We start from the raw sequence: 19,320 nt of genomic DNA, 5'->3' as shown, positions 1-19,320 counted from the left end.
CTACACCCCCGCCGCAAATGCTACTGGTGCGTCACCATAAGCAAATTGAATTTTTTCTTCTGTAAATGTTTGTTCTACCGGACCGTGTGCCACTAATTTTTTATTGAGTAAAATAATGTCATCAAAGTAAGCAGCTACTTTATGAAAATCATGGTGGACGACTACGATAGTTTTTCCGTTATCTCTTAGCTTTTTTAACAATTTCATAATAAGCGCTTCGCTAGTCATATCAATGCCAGCAAATGGTTCATCTAAAAAGAAGATTTCCGCATGTTGCGCTAAGGCACGAGCAATAAACACACGCTGCAATTGACCACCTGACAGTTCGCCGATTTGTCTTTTACTAAATGCCGTCATCTCCACTTGTTCTAAAGCATCAAATGCCAGCTGTTTTTCTTTTTTACCAGGGCGTTTTATTAATCCCAGGGCCGGATATGTACCAAGAAGTACCATATCAAAAACAGTGATTGGAAAGGTTAAATCTACTTCACTACGCTGCGGGACATAAGCGATTTTCTTTCTCCAATAAGTGAGAGGCTTGTTATCTAATGTTACTTGGCCTTTTTCGCGTGGAACTAATCCCATCATTCCTTTTAATAATGTAGATTTACCAGCACCATTGGGACCGACAATCCCAGTTAATTTTCCTGTTGCTATTTGAAGAGTGACATCATCAATCGCCACTTTTTGTTTATATGCTATCGTTAAACCTTGAATGTTCATTTCTACCACCCTTTTCCCATAAGACTATTTTTTATACTTAACTAAAAATGTTTCCTTAATGCAACTTTAATCCAAAGTATAACGAACAATTATTTTTTTGTAAAGTAAAATGTCTAAAAAAAATCCTGTAGTTTTATTAACTACAGGATTTTTACTATTTATTTGATTGTGAGCCATCTGCTAATTTTTTTAGTAATTTGCGGAATTCCGCTTGTTCATACTCGGAAAAAACAGCAAAACGTTTAACAATCATTTCTTTTTTCTTTTTATCAATTTCTTTGACAAATTCCTCGGCATTAGATGTTAATTTTAATTCGATAATACGGCGGTCTACTTCAGAACGATGACGAGTAATTAATTTCTCTTCGACTAAAGTATCTGTAATGGCTGTGATGTGACTGGCTGAAACATCAAGCGTTTTAGCTAAATCAGATGTTTTCGTTAATCCGCTAGAAATAAGACTCAAGACACGGTATTCGCTACCGCTTAGTCTTTTGTCAAGAACAGCTTCTACCTCATGACGAAAACTATTAAAAATTCGCTTAATCAATGTTTCAATTTCTAAGTATGTTTCCATTTTTTTGCTACCTCCAGTTTTTCAAAAAAGTTATGCGTTTACTTCACCAAGGCTTTTGCTTTTTGTAGTTGTGGATCTGTTTCTTTTAGATGTTTTTGCGTTAGTTCAACTAATTTATCCGTTGTCACGCCGGTCATAATTCCCGTAACATCTAAATTATTTGCTGCTTGAAATCTTTGTACTGCATATTCTGTATCTATATCGTATAAGCCATCTACTTTTCCAACGTTGTAGTCTAGCGCTTTTAGCAATGTTTCGATTGTTTTCACATCATCACCAAAATCGCCATTTTTGTAGACTTTTGTGGAGGAAGGAATAGTCATAGTTGCGTAACTTGGCATGTTCACAACCACATCTGGCGTAATACCTTTTTCATGAATCCATTCGCTGTTTGGTGTTAACCATTTTGCGACTGTTAATTTAAGTGTGGAGTCATCGGATAAAGTGGTCGCTGTTTGCACAGTACCTTTACCAAACGATTTATTTCCTACAAGTTTAATACCGCCAGATTCTTTCGCTGCTGCTGCCAGAATTTCTGATGCACTTGCACTCCCACCATCTATAAGCATTGTTGTTGGTACTTTAACTTTATAATCACCATGTGAGCTGCTATCGGCTTTAATGGCGGATTTATCGCCATCTTTTCCTTGTTCTTGAACGACAATTTTGCCATCAGGAACAAATAAACTAGAAATAGAGACTGCTTGATCGAGTAACCCACCTGGATTTCCTCGTAAATCAATCACAAGTCCTTTCATACCATCTTTTTCCAAAGCTTTTAATGCTTTTTCAAGCTCATCATAGGTATTTTCAGAGAAGGTACTAATAGTTACGTGGGCGATTTTGTCATTACCCATTTCTTTATAGACCGTTTCGATTGGAATTTCGTCACGTGTAATAGTTACGTCAAACGGTTTATCTTCATTTGAGCGTTGGATAGTTAAAGTGACATCCGTTCCTTTTTCACCACGGATTTTTTTAGTTGCTTCTGTCGCTGTATCGCCTTTGACAGATTTACCATCAACTTGTGTAATAATATCTTGAGGGCGCAAACCAGCTTTTTCAGCCGGGGAGTTTTTAATTGGAGAGACAACTACGATAGCTCCATCTTTTTCTTGAATTTCAGCACCAATTCCTTCAAAGCTAGAAGAAATTGTGTCATTAAATTCCGCCGATTCTTTTTTCGACATAAAAGTGGAATACGGATCATCTAAGGAATTTACCATACCTGTGATTGCTCCATCTATCATGTTAGTGGATTTCGTGTCTTTATAGTATTTCTCAGAGATTTCATCATAGACATCATAGAGCTTTGTGAATTCTTTTCGCTCTGGGATGCTGACTTTCACTTGCTTATCATCCCCTAAAGACATGACGATCGTTGTTACTAATGCGGTAACAAATACAAAAGCAAATAAAAGCATTATAAATGGGAATAATTTCATTTTTATATAACCATTGCCAGGTTTTGTTTTTTCTTCTTCGGGTTTCTCCACTTTTTCTTCTTTGTTTTGTGGGGATTGTTCCATCTTTCTTCACCACTTTCTATGTAAAATGTAACTAATAATAGTACATTTTATTTAACTCATTTATTTTACCAGTTTTCCAAACATTTTGGTATCTTTTTTTCATGACAAAGAAAAAAGAGGGATTCACTCAGGAATCCCTCTCGCTTCTAAACTTAAGCTACTTCATAGCCTGCTTCTTCTACAGCATCAATTAAAGCATCTTCAGTTACTTGACCTTTTTCAAATTCAACTGTTGCTGTTCCTTCATCCAAAGAAACTACAGCGCTTTTTACACCACTTACTTCTGATAAAGCTTTGGTGACGCGAGCCTCGCAGTGTCCACAAGTCATACCTTCTACAGTTAATGTTAATTTTTCCATTTTCTTTTCCTCCTATGATTTAAATTTATATCTTTTTAGGCGTAGTGCGTTAGTTACAACCGAAACGGAACTAAATGCCATCGCAAGTCCGGCTACCCATGGGGCAAGTAAGCCAAGTGCAGCTACTGGAATACCCGCACAGTTATAGGCAAGTGCCCAGAAAAAGTTTTGTCGGATGTTTCGCATCGTTGCTTTTGAAAGTTCGATTGTTTCTGGAATAAGTGTTAAACGGTGACTTACGAGCGTTACATCACCAGTTTCAATCGCAATATCTGTTCCCGTTCCAATACTAATGCCAATATCACTCGCTGCAAGAGCTGGAGCATCATTAATACCATCGCCAACAAATGCAACAATATGTCCTTCTTGTTGTAGTTTTTCTACTAATGCGCTTTTATCGTTTGGTAGTTGTTCGGCAAAAAACATATCGGCTCCTAAATCTTTCGCCATATTTTCTACTACGACAGATTGGTCGCCGGAACAAATAGCTGTTTTAATACCTTGTGCTTGCAGTTTTTGAATTGCTTCTTTTGCCTCTGGTCGTGGTGTATCGGATAAAGCAAGTGCTCCGGCATAAGTACCGTCTATTGCCATTGCTACAACCGTTTTCCCTGCATTCATCCAACTTTGGATTAATTTATCTTCTTCGCTCGGGATAGTTGTAAGTGAAGACACATAGCGATAAGCACCGAGTTCCACTTTACTATCATCCAAATTACCTGTCATCCCATGCCCAGCTTTAGCGCGGATTTTTCCTTGTTTTACATCTGATACATCGATTTTTTCAGAGTCTAACATGTTGATAATCGCTTTGGCAATTGGATGTTCTGATTGTTGTTCCATCAAGAATAAATAAGGGAAAAATTTGTCGTTGCTTGCTTTTTTATCACTTACTTCTAATTTACCTTCTGTCAAAGTACCAGTTTTATCAAAAACAATTGTGTCGACTTTGGAAGTACGTTCTAAATGTTCCCCGCCTTTAAATAATATCCCACTTTCGGCGCCTTTACCAGTTCCGGCCATAATCGCTGTTGGTGTTGCGAGCCCAAGAGCACAGGGACAAGCAATAACTAAAACAGCAATTGCAGCTTCTAATGATCCATCTACCGTGCCTGTTACAAGGTACCAAATAATAAATGTTACTGCTGCAATTCCAAGTACAATTGGTACAAAAATACCCGAGATTTTATCTGCCAAACGTTGGATTGGCGCTTTAATTCCTTGCGCTTCTTCCACTAAACGAATAATCGATTCTAAAACGGTTTCTTCCATTCGTTTCGTAATTTTTGCTTGGAAAGCTCCGTCAAAGTTGATAGTCGCTCCAATAACAGAATCACCTGGTTTTTTCTCTACAGGCACGGGTTCACCAGTAATCATCGCTTCATCAATGCTTGTTTCTCCGGAGATAATTTCTGCATCCATTGGCACTTTTTCACCAGGACGAACTAGAATAATATCACCAATTTTGAGAGAATCTACTGGTACTAACCATTCTTTGCCTTCACGAATAACAGTTGCTTCTTTCGCTTGTAGTTCGAGTAATCCGGCAATAGATTCTGTCGTTCTCGAAGTTGCATATGATTCGAGTAATTTACCTAATAAGATCAACGTAATCAATACAGCACTTGTTTCAAAGTAATAATGCGGCATCACGCTTGGATCAATCATATGACGGATATATTCCACTACACTATAAAAGTAAGCTGCGGATGTACCAAGTGCGACCAAAACGTCCATATTCGCGCTTTTACCTCGAAGCGCCTTATAAGCCCCATCATAAAACCGCCAACCAATATAAAATTGGACAATGGTTGCGAGTACTAATTGAATGGTTGGATTAATCCAGTTACCAATTGTTTCCGCAAACGCCATTTCATGAATATATGGAATGTGAGTAACCATCGTTAAAAGTAATGGCAGTGAGAGCACAGCTGAAAGAATAAAACGTCTCACTTCTTTTTTGAAATTCTTTTCTAAAACGGCGTCTTTTTCTTCTTTTGACATTTTTTCTGCAGCATCATAACCAGCATGCTTCACGACTTTTATTAATTCTTCTGTCGAGGTCACTTCTGGGTCGTAATATACAGCCGCATTTTCAGTGACTAAATTGACATTGGCTTTTTCAACACCTTCTGCTTTATTTAAAGATTTCTCAATTCTTGTTGAACAAGCCGCACATGTCATTCCAAAAACATTCAAATCTTGTCTTACATATTTATCGTTCACTCTAAATACCCCCCTCAGGTTTTAGAAAACTGACGTATAGCCTTAAGTAAGTCCTCCATTACGTCATCTTCTCCGTTTTTTGCAGCATCCACAACACAGTGTGCTGTATGATGTTCTAATACTTGCAAGCCAACATTTTTAAGTGCTTTATTCGCTGCTGAAATTTGAACTAAGATGTCTGTACAATATCTATCATCCTCGACCATTTGAGCGATACCGCGAATTTGGCCTTCGATACGTCGCAAACGATTTTGAAGTAATTTCGTTTCTTCATCTTTGCGTGGAACAATGGGTTGGTCATGTTTCATATTTTCTCCTCCTTTGTTTCTACAATTAACAGTATACCCCCTATAGGTATATTTTGCAAACATTTAATTTTTAAAAATAAAAAAAGAACCATAAACAACTAAATGTTTATGGCTCTAAAGCTTGTTATTTTGCGGCATCTACTTTCTTTTGTAGTGCTTTAACATGTTCAAAAAATTCTTCTAATGTCCAGTTGTTTTTGTAAATGATTGTTGCAGCGTCTTTGCCAACATAACGATAATGCCAAGATTCGTATTGATATTTCGTAATATCTTCTCTACCTTTCATATAACGAAGGATAAAGCCGTAATTATGGGCATTTTCTTCTAACCATTTACCTTCTGGGGTAGTTCCAAATGCTTCAGTTAGTTCATATGATTGATTTTCTGAGGAAATATCCATTGCTAATCCAGTTTGGTGCTCACTTGTTCCAGGGTAAGCCACTGCTTCTCTAGCTTTTTTATCCCCTTTGGAATTTACTTCAGCTTGGAATACCTCTTGTTGTCGTTTATAAGAACGATAACCCGACACAGCAAAAAGTTTCTTACCATCTTGATTTGCTGCTTTGAACATTTCTTCAAGGGCTGTTCCTGCTTCTTTTCTTAATTGCGCTTTTTCTACTTGTTCATTCCCAAAAGAAAAAGTAACATTTGGTCGAACTAAATCAGGGGGGGTATATGTTGGCTGCAAGGAATAATCTTTATTAGCAAGTACTAATATATTTTCCTCGTTTTCGATATACTGAATCCCATTTTTTTCGACTAATTTATTTTGTTTATCAATGTAAGGATAAAGCGGATCTTTTTCTAAGTCAGCAAGTGTATTATTACTTGTGGCTTTTTGCTCCACTTTAGCGACTGGCTCTGCATTTTGCCCGCCGAAATATTGATCTTCTACCGTGTTTACACAACTGATAGTAACGGCTAAAGCAATTGTTAATAAAGAACTCATATATGTTTATCAACCTTCCTGTATACATTAAGTCAAAATCTAAGGTAGTAATTTTGATTATTTTATTGCTGCTTCTAATGCTACAACAATCATATCATTAAAAGTAGTTTGGCGCTCTTCAGCGGATGTTTCTTCACCTGTAAAAATGTGATCGCTGACTGTTAGAATAGCAAGTGCACGACGGCCATATTTTTGCGCTAATGTATAAAGAGCCGCTGCTTCCATTTCAATTCCCAGTACTCCGTAATCGGCTAATTGTTGTTTATCCAATTGATCATTATAAAAACGATCCGCTGAGAAAACATTACCAACTTTTAGAGATAGGCCTTTTTCAACGCCTGCATCATACGCTTTTTTTAATAAAGAAAAATCTGCTACTGGCGCAAAGTCAACACCAGCAAAAGTGTTACGATTAATTTGAGAATCTGTCGAAGCTGCTTGAGCAATTACAACATCACGAACTTTAACGTCCGCTTGAATGCCACCCATTGTTCCAACGCGAATCAAATTTTTCACATCATAGCTTTGAATTAATTCATTCACATAAATCGAAATTGACGGAATTCCCATACCAGTTCCCATAACAGAAACTTTTTCGCCTTTATATGTACCAGTAAATCCTAGCATTCCTCTTACTTGGTTAAATAATACAACGTCCTCTAAGAATGTTTCGGCAATGTATTTCGCACGCAAAGGATCTCCTGGTAATAAAATTGTTTCGGCAATTTCCCCTTGTTTTGCTTCGATATGTACGCTCATACTTTTCTCCTCCTAATGTTTGTTTTTCTCTTCATCTAGCAAATACGCTTCCCAAAGTTCATCGAAAATAGACATTCCCGGTAAATACGGCGCATTAAACTCAAGATAGTCACAAAGAATATGATAATTTCTTGTTTGCTTTGGAAAACTATGATCTCGGTATGCATTGTTGGCAAATTCCGTTTTCTGATCTGTTAGCTTCGGGTCCCGATATGTCATTAAAAAATGATAAAATGATCTTCCCAACGTACAACACACTCCGCTCTTTTTATGCTTTAACTATAGTTGATTTCTCGTGAAAAATAAAGTTAATTTTCAAGTTTACTTAGAATTTCTTCTGCTAGTCGATGTGTCTCTAATGCATCTTCTTCAGTAATTGGAGCTTTTTCGCCGTTTCGAACAGCATTTAAAAACGCCTGAATAATCGGTACAAAGCCGCGTTTATAAAGCGTTGTTTCCCAGTCACCAAACCGTTCAAAACGCTCGGTCGTTCCTTCATAAATATGTGTCTCTGTTACATTTTCCACTTCATATTTAGCGCTTTTTGTCATCACGGCTAAACGTTCTTCATTCACACCACTATCCCGGTTCATGATGGCAGTAGCTACTTTATTACCAGAAGAGATTTGGACAGTTACACTAGACAGTAATTCGTTTTGCCAAACAGGTACCACATGTAATTGATCAATTTTTGCATCAAGTAAATAGCGGACGGTATCAATGACATGGATAAAATCATCATAAATAAAGGTACGTGCCTCACCTGGCTGTCCTGCGCGGTTTTTTTGCATTACTATCATGTTTATATCCGTTAATGCTTTTAATTCTTGATATTTAGGTGCATAACGACGGTTAAATCCAGTCATTAATAGCGTGTTTTTTTCTTCGGCTAAGCGCGTCAATTCTTCCACTTCGGCCAAATTATCGGCAATTGGCTTATCTACATAAACTGGAATATTATGGGATAAAAAAGTCCGAATTACTTCTGGGTGACTTGCTGTAGATGAATGTACAAAAGCTGCATTAACGCCAGATTCTATCATTGAATGAATACTTTGATGATAATGATCAAAACGATATTTTTCGCTTAAATGCTTTAATTTTTGTGCATTTCTTGTATAAAGATGAACCTCGATATTTTCCATCTCAGCAAAAACAGGTAAATACGCTTTTTGTGCAATTCCACCGAGTCCCACTACTGCTACTTTCAACATACATTTCGCTCCTTTTTCATAACAATGCCAGAGAATGATTTCGCGATATTATTCTACGCATTTCATTTTCTGGCATCGTTTGTTTATTCAAAGATTTTCTTATAGGTTTGGTAGCCTTCTTCTTCTAACTTATCAACGGGGATAAATCGAAGCGCTGCGGAATTGATGCAGTATCTAAGTCCACCTTGATCTTGTGGTCCATCTGGAAAAACATGCCCTAAGTGCGAATCAGCCTCAACTGACTTCACTTCCGTCCGAATCATTCCGTGTGATAAATCTCTATGTTCGATTACTTCTGCTTCGTCAATTGGTTTTGTAAAACTTGGCCAACCACAACCAGCATCATACTGATCATTGGATGAAAATAACGGCTTTCCTGAAACAATATCTACATAGATTCCTTTTGCCACATTATCATAAAATTCATTTTGAAATGGGCGTTCGGTACCCGCTTTTTGGGTCACATTATATTGTATATCTGTTAGCTGTTTAAGTCGCTCGTTTTTTTTACTTTCATCCATTTGACTTCACCCTTTCCAGTTGGCATCTATGAATGCAGCACGACCGGAAGCCACTTGATAACCTTCATAGTGCGCTTTTTCTTTTTTATAGAAATCTTGGTGATATTCTTCTGCAGGATAAAAAGTTTCTGCTTTTGCAATTTCTGTGACAACTGGTTTCTTAAATCTTCCGCTTGCATCCAAAGCCGCTTTAGATTTTTCAGCGATTTGTCGTTGTTCCTCATTATGGTAAAAAATAACCGGACGATATGAATCTCCGCGGTCGACAAATTGTCCCGCTGCATCAGTCGGATCTGTTTGTTGCCAGTATACTTCGACTAATTTTTCATAAGGAAATACTGCCGGATCAAATGTAATTTCAACTGCTTCGGTATGCCCTGTTGTCCCGCTGCAAACTTCTTTATATGTTGGATTCACTGTATGTCCACCTGTATAACCCGAAACGACTTTCTCAATTCCTGGTTGTGTGTCAAAAGGTTTTACCATACACCAAAAGCATCCTCCAGCAAATGTTGCTTTTTCAAGTGATTCTTTTGTCATAAAAAATGCCCCCTAACTAGGATTGGGCCAGTTAAATTACTTAACTGGTACTAAAAGTGTAAACGAAATATCGTCTTTCTTCAAATTTAGCGTATCGGCACGAACTTTTGTGTCGCCTTTTAGTTTTAATTTGTCCAAAGATAAATATATTTTTTCTTTTTTAGGAAGTACAGTGACCCACTCAGGGAATTTATAGTTTTTATTAACATAGTTCATCACGTAAGAAACTGGTAAAGGTAATGCTCCAACAGACATATCTGTCAGCGATAATTCTATATTTCCATTATCAACTACTTTTGGTGAAAATTTAAGTCTTAGTTCAACAGGCTCACCAAAAATCTTCGCTTCAGCTGTAAAATTGACATTATTTGCTACAAAAACTTTATAACCGATATCTTGCTCTTTGCTGAACTCTTCTATATAGCTACTGATTAATTGGTTTAAGTCTGATTTAGTGGTGCTTGTTTGAAATTCAATATTTGATTTATTGCTAATAAGCGAAGGCGTTGGCTCTTCTTGTGGGCTAAGTACAAAGACTGTTACATAAAGCCAGCCAGCAAGAAGGATAAGCAAACTAATTAAAGTTAGGCAAATCCATTTCCAATAATTTCGTTTTGGTTTTTTTGGAGCTGATCTTGTTTCTACTTGCAAGATTTTATCACCTTTCTATTTAGGAATATTACCATCATCTAGTTGTTTGACGATAGCTTTTTCTAACTCGGCGCTCATTTTTTCATATCCTTTATGGTTTGGATGGAAATAATCATCTGAAAGTAATGGATTCGGCTTGTCTTTATTGGATGTATTTCTATCTTCTAATGCTTTAGCCACTGGGACGAAATAAGCATTGTTAGTTTGTTTAATTGTTTTCGCAGAAGCATCATTCCAATTGGTAATGACCTCATCAAATTGTTTTATATCTGCAAAATAAGTCGTATAAGGATTGTAAATACCCATTAAAAATATCGCTGCATCTTTATTGTAAGAGCGAATATCTTTAAGTAACGTTGTAAGTTCTTGTTGAAATTCTTTATTTGCTTTTGCAAAATCAGCCACATCTACATTTAAAAGTCGAGATTGCAAAATAGCCATCACATCATTCCCACCGATTGTAATAGTTATTACATTGGCATTTTTGACATCTTGCTGGAATTGTTTATTCGTTTTGAGGCGTTTTTCTAGTTGTGTAATACGGTTTCCTGATACACCGTAGTTGCTCGTTTTCACACTAGACACTGTAGCTTCTTCATTTAGTTTTTCTGGAACAATGCCCACATAGCCGCCTTCTTTGTTTTCATCACCAACACCTTCTGTTAATGAGTCACCCATTGCAACTAGGTTAATAGGGATTTCTTTTGATTCTTTATAATACTTGATACCAAAAACTGCGCCAACGAGAAGCGCGATAACAAGCACGCTTCCTGTAAGCCACAGCCATTTTTTCTTTGTCATATGCAATCACTCACTTAGTCAGTATAGTACATAAATGCAAACGCGCCGGTTCCAGCATGAGTGGAAATGACAGGATCTGCAAAAAATAGTGGAATTTCTGTTAATCCAGTTATTTCTTTAGACTCTGCGATAAAGTCATCAGCTAAATTCAGTCCATTCGCATGAACTACATCCAGCTGTTGAATTTTTTTCGGTTCGTCTTTAATTAGATTAAGGCAGTATTGTAAAACTTTTTTGTTACTGCGAACTTTGGTTTCTTCTTCCAATTGTCCATCAGTAAGCTTAGCGATTAATTTGATATTCAAAAGACTACCTAGGAAACCTTGCATTCGACCAACACGCCCACCTTTAATTAAATTATCGAGCGTTACGACCACAATATAAAGTTTTGTTTTGTCGCGAATATCATTAATTGCAGCGTGAATTTCTTCTACTGAATAATCGCCAGCCTGAGCCATTTCAGCGGCTTTTAGTACTTGGAATGCTTGGCCACGTGCCGTATAATCGCAGTCTACTACGGTGATGTTTCCTTCCACCATATCAGCTGCTTGGCGAGCTGCATTCACTGTACCACTTAGTTTTTCCGTCAAATGGATGGAAAGGATTTCATACCCTTCTGCCGTATATTTTTCATAAGCTTCTACAAAAGAACCGATTGCTGGTTGCGAAGATTTTGGTAATTCTTTTGTTTCAGCCATGCGTACCATGAATTCTTCTGGCGTAATGTCTGTTTTAGGATTATAAACTTTCCCATCGATTTCTACGGTTAAATATAAAACTTCAATATTCCATTTTGCTGCTTCTTCAAGAGTTAAGCCTGCAGTTGAGTCTGTGATAATCTTTATTTTTCTCATTTAGCCACATCCATTTTTGCTTATTTTCTCTTATTATAACATTCCCGGCGTTATACACAACCTATAAACTAGTTTTAAGAAAAGAGAAAGAAATGGTATTTGTCTTTCTATTCTTACTTTTTTAGCGTATGATAGAAATGTAACAACCCACAAAAATTTTGTAGAAAAGTATGGTGATAAAATGAATGTCACTTCTTATAATTGGAAAGAAGAACTGGCGAATGCAATAACGCACGGGGTTGGATTTATCCTTAGTATTCCCGCGCTCGTCTTACTTATAATATTCGCCGCCGGAAAAGATAATCCTCTTTATTTAACAAGTTTTTTAATTTATGGAATTTCACTAATGTTGCTTTATATTTGTTCCACACTGCTCCATAGCTTCAAACCTTGCAAAGCACGAACGGTTTTTAATATTATGGATCATGCCGCGATTTATGTTTTAATTGCTGGCAGTTATACACCATTTGTTTTGATTACTATTCAAGGAACTCTCGGTTGGACGCTGTTTGGTGTTATCTGGGGACTCGCAATTGCTGGGATCATTTATAAAATATTTATGACTGGCAAATTAAAACTTTTATCGACGTTTGTATACTTAGTAATGGGCTGGATGGTCATGTTCGCCATTAAACCACTTTATGCAGGGCTAACGCCAACTGGATTTTGGCTACTTGCAACTGGTGGGATTATGTTTACTGTAGGGGCAATTTTTTATAGTATCCCTCGAGTACCTTATATGCACGCGATTTGGCATTTATTTGTTATCGCGGGAACTGCTTTTATGTACTTCTGCATTTTGTTTTATGTTTAAATTATAATTTTTAAAACCTTCTCGATAATGAGAAGGTTTTTTTATGTAGTATGACATAATTAAGGCTTGTTTTTAATTATGTCATACTATATAATGTTTAGCATAACATAATAAAAGGATGTGATTCCAATCGAACTTTCCTCTAGACAACACCAGATTGTTGCCTTTGTTCGCGCGAATGAGCCCGCTACTGGTGACTCTATCGCTGCTCATTTAAAATTAACGCGTGCTACGATTCGTGCTGATTTGTCGATTTTGACGATGACCGGAATTTTAGATGCCAGACCTAAAGTTGGTTATTTTTACTCAGGACTCGAAACAAATCCGATTCATTTGGATGAAATTCGCCAATTGAAAGTAGCAGATATTATGACCCAACCATTTTTCGCAAAAAAAGAAACAAGTGTTTATGACGCCATTGTGATGCTCTTTATGGAAGATATTGGCAGTTTATATGTAATTGATGACGAACAATTAGTTGGGCTTGTCTCCAGAAAAGACTTACTGAAAGGCGCACTGGCGGATGCAGATACGAAAGCCACTCCCATTGCGACTATTATGACGCGCATGCCAAACCTTGTTACTGTGACTAAAAATGATAAAGTCTTGCACGCAGCAGAACAGCTTGTCTTTCATCAAATCGATTCGCTTCCCGTTTTTGAAAATAACTCTCGAGAAGCGAAAGTCGTCGGAAAAATATCAAAAACACGTATTACTGCGCTTTTTGTAGATACAATAAAAAAGGTTTAATAGGAGGCAAATATGGAAAATCCGGTTATTATATATGTTATTTCAGATGCTATCGGAGAAACTGCTCAACATATTATTCGCGCGGTAACAGCTCAGTTTTCACTTAATAAACCAGCTGATATTCGGCGCCACGCTTTTATTCGCGATGAAAACGCTTTACTTGAAACATTAGAAGAAGCAAAAGCAGCCGATGGGATTGTTGTTCAAACGCTAGTACAATCAAAGCTCGCTGATTATGCGTCAGATTTTTGTGTAAAAAATCATCTTCCAAACGTTGATTTATTACATACGCTCACTGCCGCAGTGGAAGCAAAAACTGGGTTAAAGTCTAAACAAGACCCAGGAAATATGCGCCGGCTTGATAGTAATTATTTTGATCGTATTGCCGCAATTGAATTTGCCGTTAAATATGATGACTGCAAAGATCCCCGCGGTTTACTGGATGCCGATATTGTTTTAGTTGGTGTTTCAAGAACGAGTAAAACCCCACTTAGTAGCTATCTTGCTAATCAAAACTGGAAAGTCGCTAACGTGCCACTCGTTCCAGAAATTCCGATTCCAGATGAACTTTTTCAAATCCCCGCAGAACGAATTATCGGTCTGACAACTACACCTGAAAAACTTGCTCAAATCCGGAAAGTGAGATTAAAATCAATTGGTTTAGACGAAGCAAGTAGTTATTCTAGTGAAAAACGCATTTTAGAAGAATTAGAATATGGTTATGCTACTTTCAAAAAGCTTGGCTGCCAAGTAATCCATGTTGAAGACAAAGCCATTGAAGAAACCGCTGCCCTAATCACGGAGATTATCACGAGTTACCACTAATTAGAAGAGGTGAATAAAGTGAGAAAATTTGTCTATCAGTTCAGTGAAGGTTCTAAAGAAATGAAAAATCTTTTAGGAGGAAAAGGTGCTAATTTGGCCGAAATGACGAAGATTGGTTTGCCCGTCCCTCCTGGCTTTATTATCTCGACCGATGCTTGTAATGATTATACAACGAGCAACAAACATCTATCCGAAGACATTTTTGAAGAAGTAAAAATTCATTTGGCAGAACTCGAAAAACAAACTGGAAAAATTTTCGGATTCGCGGAAAACCCACTGTTAGTTTCAGTACGTTCTGGCGCGCCTTTTTCGATGCCAGGAATGATGGATACGGTTCTAAATCTAGGGTTAAATGATCAAGCTGCTGAAGGATTAGCTAACTTAACAGGAGATGCTCGTTCTGCGTTTGACTCTTATCGTCGCTTCATTCAAATGTTTGGCGATGTCGTTTTTGAAATTCCAAGCTATCAATTTGAACAGGCGCTTGCTCGTATAAAAAAAGACAATAATTACCTTTTAGATACGGAATTAACTGCGGCTGATTTAAGTGAACTAATTGAGATTTACAAACTGATTTTCAGCCAAGCAACTGGCAGAGATTTTCCGCAAGATCCGTTAGAACAGCTGAGACTTGCGATTATTGCTGTTTTTGATTCGTGGATGAATCCTCGTGCCGTTATTTATCGCAGACTACACGATATTGATGCAAGTTTTGGCACAGCCGTGAATATTCAAGCGATGGTTTTTGGCAACACTGGCGAAACAAGCGGTACTGGTATTACTTTTACGCGAAATCCATCCACTGGTGAAAAGCAAGTTTTTGGTGAGTTTCTACTAAATGCACAAGGTGAAGATGTTGTTGCAGGAATCCGCACGCCTGAACCGATTAGCGCATTAGAACAAAGAATGCCCCTCGTTTATAACGAACTCCTTAAAACGTGTGAACTGCTTGAAAATCACTATTTAGATATGCAAGATATTGAATTTACAATTGAAAAAGGAAAACTTTACGTTCTTCAAACAAGGAGCGGGAAACGAACAGCCAAAGCAGCAATTCAAACAGCAGTCGATTTCGTCCACGAAGGCAAAATCACTCGTGAAGAAGCAATTATGCGAGTAGAAACGAAACAGCTACATCAATTACTTCACCCTGCTTTTCATGAAAGCGCTCTAAAAGCTGGACAAGTCATCGCAACCGGATTACCAGCAAGTCCAGGAGCTGCCACCGGTCAAATTTTCTTTGAAGCTAAAGAAGCCGTAGCAGCTTCAGAACGCGGCATTTCTGTTATCCTAGTACGAAATGAGACTTCTCCTGAAGATATTGAAGGTATGGCGAGAAGTAGCGCGATTTTAACTGCTCATGGTGGTATGACTTCTCACGCTGCCGTAGTGGCCCGCGGAATGGGAAAATGCTGTATAGCTGGTTGCGCTGAACTCACTATTAATGAAAAAGAAAAAACCATTATCCTTACAACCGGAGAACAGCTTCATGAAGGTGATTTTCTTTCTCTCGACGGCAGCACTGGAAATGTCTATCTTGGACAAATAGCACTCACAGAAGCTTCTATAGGCGGTCATTTTGATGAATTAATGGCATGGGCAGACGCTGAGAAAAAACTAAAAATCCGCGTGAATGCCGATACACCAACAGATTTTAAAAAAGCATTACTATTTGGCGCTGAAGGTATTGGTCTTTGTCGCACAGAGCATATGTTTTTTGATGAAAAAAGAATCCCTTATGTTAGACAAATGATTTTAGCAGAATCACTTAAAGAGCGCGAATCTGTTTTAACATCATTAAAAGAGATGCAAAAAACGGATTTCAGTGAATTATTTCGAATAGCAAATGGTCGAGCAGTGAATATTCGCCTTCTTGATCCGCCCTTACATGAATTTCTACCGAAGACTAACCGCGAAATCGAACAATTAGCGCGCGATATGAACCGTACTGTTCCCCAAATCACCAAACGAATTGAGGAGCTGGCAGAAGCAAATCCTATGCTAGGTCATCGCGGTTGCCGTTTAGCCATTACTTTTCCAGAAATTTATCGTATGCAGGCGGAAGCAATCATGGAAAGTGCCGTTATCGTTCATGATGAAGGAATCGATGTCCACCCAGAAATTATGATTCCTCTAATCGCTACAAAAAGCGAACTTAGTTATATTAAAAATGAAATTAAGCAGGCCATTCATGCGATTTTTGAAAAAGAACGAGTTGTGCTACCTTTTGATATTGGTACGATGATTGAAATTCCTCGTGCTTGTGTGACCGCAGATGAAATTGCCGAAGATGCCCAGTTCTTTAGTTTTGGAACAAATGATTTAACTCAGCTAACATATGGTTTTTCTCGTGATGATGCAACTAAATTTCTAGCTGATTATTATGAAAAAGATATTTTACCTAAAGATCCATTTGTTACGATTGATAAAACGGGCGTTGGTGCGTTAGTTGAAATGGCTGTTACTCGCGGAAGAATGACTCATGCGAACTTAAAAATGGGCGTCTGCGGAGAGCATGGCGGAGACCCGGAATCAATCCACTTCTTCCATCAACTTGGCCTCAGTTATGTATCGTGCTCGCCTTACCGCGTTCCAATAGCTCGGTTAGCAGCAGCCCAAGCAGCACTGAGCGAAAACAAGCTAGTATCTACTATATAAAAAAAGTCCAGATGGCAATCACTTAGATTGTCATCTGGACTTTTTTTATTTTTCGCAAATCGCCACATAATTCCCTTCATTATCTGCAAAGTTGAACACGCGACCGATTGGCAGATCAACCAAATCCCCTACTGTAATTCCTTTGTTTTTATATTCTTCATACAGTTCGCTAATATTTGTTCCAAACAGTAAAATCGATGGCGTCCCAAGGTTCATATCCGGGTTCATTTCGGCAACTTTCTTTTTATTTTGGAGCACAAAAGTAGTTTCCACACCTTTTGAAGGGGCGATTTCAACCCACTGAATTTCGCCGTTTACGACTTCTTCTGAAACAACGACAAAATCCAATTTTTCCACCCAAAAATCTCTTACTGCCGCTTGATCTTCCACATATAACATTACTTGACCAATTTTTTCAATCATTTTTCATCGTCCTCTCGTCATTTCTTTTTCTTTCAAGCCAAACTCCGCATAAAAATCACGTTTCATTTCTAAAAGATAGCGCAAATCATTCATAAATTGGAATAAAATGGCTCTGTTTTCAAATTCTTCACGTGTTTCTGGGAGCTTACTACTACGAAATTCATGCACCATCGTTGTAATCTCTGCCACTAAATCTTCCGCCGTATTATGTTCATCCAACGTCTGCGCTGTTTTTTCAGTAATTTCAGCGAGCGCCATACTTTGCTCTGAAGAATGATGGAACGAAACCAGATGTCGCTTCATTTGTGTCAAAATTCGGTACTGAACCAGTCGCATATCCACATACTGAGAATAATAGTGTGACGAAGCAAAAAATTGATTGTCCAAATTTCTTGCTGCTTTTTCTTGTGCATAATCTAATGTACCCTTTAATTGATTTAATAAGCCAAACTCATCAAGATATTCAGACTGATTTCGAAGCCCTTGCGTCATTTCTGTTAAAATCTGTCTCATGATGGCTTCAATTTTTTGTTGACTGCGTTTTAATTCGTCTTCCATTTTTGGCATGTATAAATTTAAAATAATTGCGATACCTGCGCCGACCGCCATAAGTAAAAGTTCATTTTTAAACCAAAAGAATGATAGCGATTGTTCTAATAAAATGTGCGATACAAGTACTGAACTTACAACAATCCCGTCAGCAACATGTAGTCTCACAGCAAGCGGAATAAAAATCAGTAGATAAAGTCCAAAACTCACTGCGTTATAACCAATGAGCATGAAAAATACGGCGGCAATAGAAAGCGCCAATACAGTCGAATAAACCCGCTGAATCGCAAGTTGCAGAGACCCCTTTTTCGTATTTTGTACACTTAAAATCGCGATAATTCCCGCCGAAACTGCATATTCCAAATGAAGCCATTCCGCCAAAATAATCGCTAGTGTCGCTGCAATTGCTGTTTTTACTGTCCGCATTCCAATCCGCATATGTCCCGTCCCCTTTCTATGTCCAACTTATCATAGCACGAAAGCGAAAATCGCAAAAGAAAAACCTTGAAGATTCCTCCTCAAGGTTAGACATTATTCTTCGTCTAGTGTTTTTTTAAAGCGTGCTCGGAAAAAGAATCCTAGGCCAAGCAAGGTTATAACAGCAATGATACTATAAATCACTGTCGAAAAACTATCCATGAAAACAACAATTTCGCCCCAAGATTCGCCAAGAAGAGCGCCAAGACCAATTAATACCGTATTCCAAAGCAAGCTCCCGGCCGTTGTTAAAATTAGAAATCGTGACATTTTCATCTTCGTCATCCCAGCTGGAATGGAAATCAAACTCCGTATAAGTGGAATCATCCGACATAAAAACACTGCCCAGCTACCATATTTCAAAAAGAAACTTTCAGCGCGTTCAATATCCGATTCCTTAAGTCGTAAAACCCGGCCATACTTCAAAACAATATGCGTTAGCCGTTCTTTGCCAAAATAAGAGGCCACTTTGTAAAGTAAAATAGCTCCTACAACTGAACCAAGTGTTGCTACAATAATCACCATCACTACATTAAGTGATGAAACTGTCGTCATAAATCCACCAAAAGTTAAGATAATCTCAGAGGGAATAGGCGGAAACAAGTTCTCAATCATAATTAACAAAAAAATACCTATATAGCCAAAATCAGCCATAATACTTGTAATCCAAGTTTCCAAAAAACACACTCCTGTACTTTATTTCCCTTTTAAAGTAAGTGCTTGCTTTTTAAGTTTACTATACTCGTTCTACTTTTTCAATCGATTTGGTAAAAAGAAAAAGAACTTGATACGTTTTCCATACCAAGTTCTTTG

At 37.7% G+C, this 19,320-nt stretch carries 22 protein-coding genes; 4 read left to right on the top strand and 18 right to left on the bottom strand.

Annotated features, from left to right (window positions below):
- From AC4PG0_RS09525 to AC4PG0_RS09455, 15 genes are all read right to left on the bottom strand, one after another.
- Entirely contained in the window at positions 1-723 is a 723-nt protein-coding gene (locus AC4PG0_RS09525; RefSeq protein WP_003762987.1) for a metal ABC transporter ATP-binding protein, read from the bottom strand.
- Between the two features lie 154 nt (positions 724-877).
- Positions 878-1,300, bottom strand: a complete 423-nt coding sequence (locus tag AC4PG0_RS09520; RefSeq protein WP_003769328.1) for a MarR family winged helix-turn-helix transcriptional regulator — start codon at positions 1,298-1,300, stop codon at positions 878-880.
- 38 nt (positions 1,301-1,338) lie between these two features.
- Positions 1,339-2,829: a lmo1851 family serine protease gene (locus AC4PG0_RS09515; protein WP_003762989.1), complete on the bottom strand. Its 1,491-nt coding sequence runs from the start codon at positions 2,827-2,829 to the stop codon at positions 1,339-1,341.
- A gap of 152 nt (positions 2,830-2,981) precedes the next feature.
- Complete coding sequence (copZ, locus tag AC4PG0_RS09510; RefSeq protein WP_003762991.1) at positions 2,982-3,188, bottom strand: copper chaperone CopZ; 207 nt, start codon at positions 3,186-3,188, stop codon at positions 2,982-2,984.
- 12 nt (positions 3,189-3,200) lie between these two features.
- Positions 3,201-5,414: a heavy metal translocating P-type ATPase gene (locus AC4PG0_RS09505; protein WP_003762993.1), complete on the bottom strand. Its 2,214-nt coding sequence runs from the start codon at positions 5,412-5,414 to the stop codon at positions 3,201-3,203.
- Between the two features lie 14 nt (positions 5,415-5,428).
- Positions 5,429-5,722, bottom strand: a complete 294-nt coding sequence (gene csoR, locus AC4PG0_RS09500) for a copper-sensing transcriptional repressor CsoR (RefSeq protein WP_003762995.1) — start codon at positions 5,720-5,722, stop codon at positions 5,429-5,431.
- Positions 5,723-5,846: 124 nt separating this feature from the next.
- Positions 5,847-6,671 (bottom strand): M15 family metallopeptidase, encoded by an 825-nt coding sequence (locus AC4PG0_RS09495; RefSeq protein WP_003762997.1) that lies wholly within the window; start codon positions 6,669-6,671, stop codon positions 5,847-5,849.
- A gap of 57 nt (positions 6,672-6,728) precedes the next feature.
- Entirely contained in the window at positions 6,729-7,430 is a 702-nt protein-coding gene (deoD, locus tag AC4PG0_RS09490; protein WP_003767481.1) for a purine-nucleoside phosphorylase, read from the bottom strand.
- A gap of 12 nt (positions 7,431-7,442) precedes the next feature.
- Positions 7,443-7,676: a YozE family protein gene (locus tag AC4PG0_RS09485; protein WP_003763000.1), complete on the bottom strand. Its 234-nt coding sequence runs from the start codon at positions 7,674-7,676 to the stop codon at positions 7,443-7,445.
- A gap of 62 nt (positions 7,677-7,738) precedes the next feature.
- The gene (locus AC4PG0_RS09480; protein ID WP_194317220.1) at positions 7,739-8,644 is read right to left on the bottom strand and encodes a Gfo/Idh/MocA family protein; all 906 of its coding nucleotides are present in this window, start codon (positions 8,642-8,644) and stop codon (positions 7,739-7,741) included.
- Between the two features lie 83 nt (positions 8,645-8,727).
- Complete coding sequence (msrB, locus tag AC4PG0_RS09475) at positions 8,728-9,165, bottom strand: peptide-methionine (R)-S-oxide reductase MsrB (RefSeq protein WP_003769339.1); 438 nt, start codon at positions 9,163-9,165, stop codon at positions 8,728-8,730.
- A 6-nt stretch (positions 9,166-9,171) separates the two neighbouring features.
- Entirely contained in the window at positions 9,172-9,705 is a 534-nt protein-coding gene (msrA, locus tag AC4PG0_RS09470; protein ID WP_003769341.1) for a peptide-methionine (S)-S-oxide reductase MsrA, read from the bottom strand.
- Positions 9,706-9,741: 36 nt separating this feature from the next.
- Positions 9,742-10,356, bottom strand: coding sequence for a YpmS family protein (locus tag AC4PG0_RS09465; RefSeq protein ID WP_003763009.1), 615 nt, complete (start codon positions 10,354-10,356; stop codon positions 9,742-9,744).
- 15 nt (positions 10,357-10,371) lie between these two features.
- A complete protein-coding gene (locus AC4PG0_RS09460) occupies positions 10,372-11,157 on the bottom strand; it encodes an SGNH/GDSL hydrolase family protein (RefSeq protein WP_185325057.1) in 786 nt (261 codons plus the stop codon).
- Positions 11,158-11,171: 14 nt separating this feature from the next.
- Positions 11,172-12,011: a DegV family protein gene (locus AC4PG0_RS09455; RefSeq protein WP_003769344.1), complete on the bottom strand. Its 840-nt coding sequence runs from the start codon at positions 12,009-12,011 to the stop codon at positions 11,172-11,174.
- Positions 12,012-12,192: 181 nt separating this feature from the next.
- On the opposite strand from AC4PG0_RS09455, the gene trhA reads away from it, so the two are divergent.
- The 4 genes from trhA (at position 12,193) to ppdK (ending at position 17,058) form a co-directional block, all read left to right on the top strand.
- Positions 12,193-12,825: a PAQR family membrane homeostasis protein TrhA gene (trhA, locus tag AC4PG0_RS09450; protein ID WP_010991688.1), complete on the top strand. Its 633-nt coding sequence runs from the start codon at positions 12,193-12,195 to the stop codon at positions 12,823-12,825.
- A 120-nt stretch (positions 12,826-12,945) separates the two neighbouring features.
- Positions 12,946-13,575, top strand: a complete 630-nt coding sequence (gene ccpN / locus AC4PG0_RS09445) for a transcriptional regulator CcpN (protein WP_003763015.1) — start codon at positions 12,946-12,948, stop codon at positions 13,573-13,575.
- A gap of 12 nt (positions 13,576-13,587) precedes the next feature.
- A complete protein-coding gene (locus AC4PG0_RS09440) occupies positions 13,588-14,400 on the top strand; it encodes a pyruvate, water dikinase regulatory protein (protein WP_033532920.1) in 813 nt (270 codons plus the stop codon).
- A gap of 18 nt (positions 14,401-14,418) precedes the next feature.
- A complete protein-coding gene (gene ppdK, locus AC4PG0_RS09435; RefSeq protein ID WP_033532919.1) occupies positions 14,419-17,058 on the top strand; it encodes a pyruvate, phosphate dikinase in 2,640 nt (879 codons plus the stop codon).
- A 45-nt stretch (positions 17,059-17,103) separates the two neighbouring features.
- Here ppdK and AC4PG0_RS09430 read toward each other — a convergent pair whose 3' ends face one another.
- The 3 genes from AC4PG0_RS09430 to AC4PG0_RS09420 all read right to left on the bottom strand — a co-directional run bounded on the left by AC4PG0_RS09430 (position 17,104) and on the right by AC4PG0_RS09420 (position 19,185).
- A complete protein-coding gene (locus tag AC4PG0_RS09430; protein WP_010991691.1) occupies positions 17,104-17,481 on the bottom strand; it encodes a VOC family protein in 378 nt (125 codons plus the stop codon).
- Between the two features lie 3 nt (positions 17,482-17,484).
- On the bottom strand, positions 17,485-18,468 hold the full coding sequence (locus tag AC4PG0_RS09425; RefSeq protein WP_003763019.1) for an aromatic acid exporter family protein: 984 nt from the start codon (positions 18,466-18,468) through the stop codon (positions 17,485-17,487).
- A 93-nt stretch (positions 18,469-18,561) separates the two neighbouring features.
- Positions 18,562-19,185, bottom strand: coding sequence for a DedA family protein (locus AC4PG0_RS09420; protein WP_003763020.1), 624 nt, complete (start codon positions 19,183-19,185; stop codon positions 18,562-18,564).
- Between the last annotated feature and the right edge of the window lie 135 nt (positions 19,186-19,320).

This window comes from Listeria sp. MAN/IMW/UF464 (genome assembly GCF_058683955.1).
This window is presented reverse-complemented; position numbering and strand designations above follow the sequence as displayed.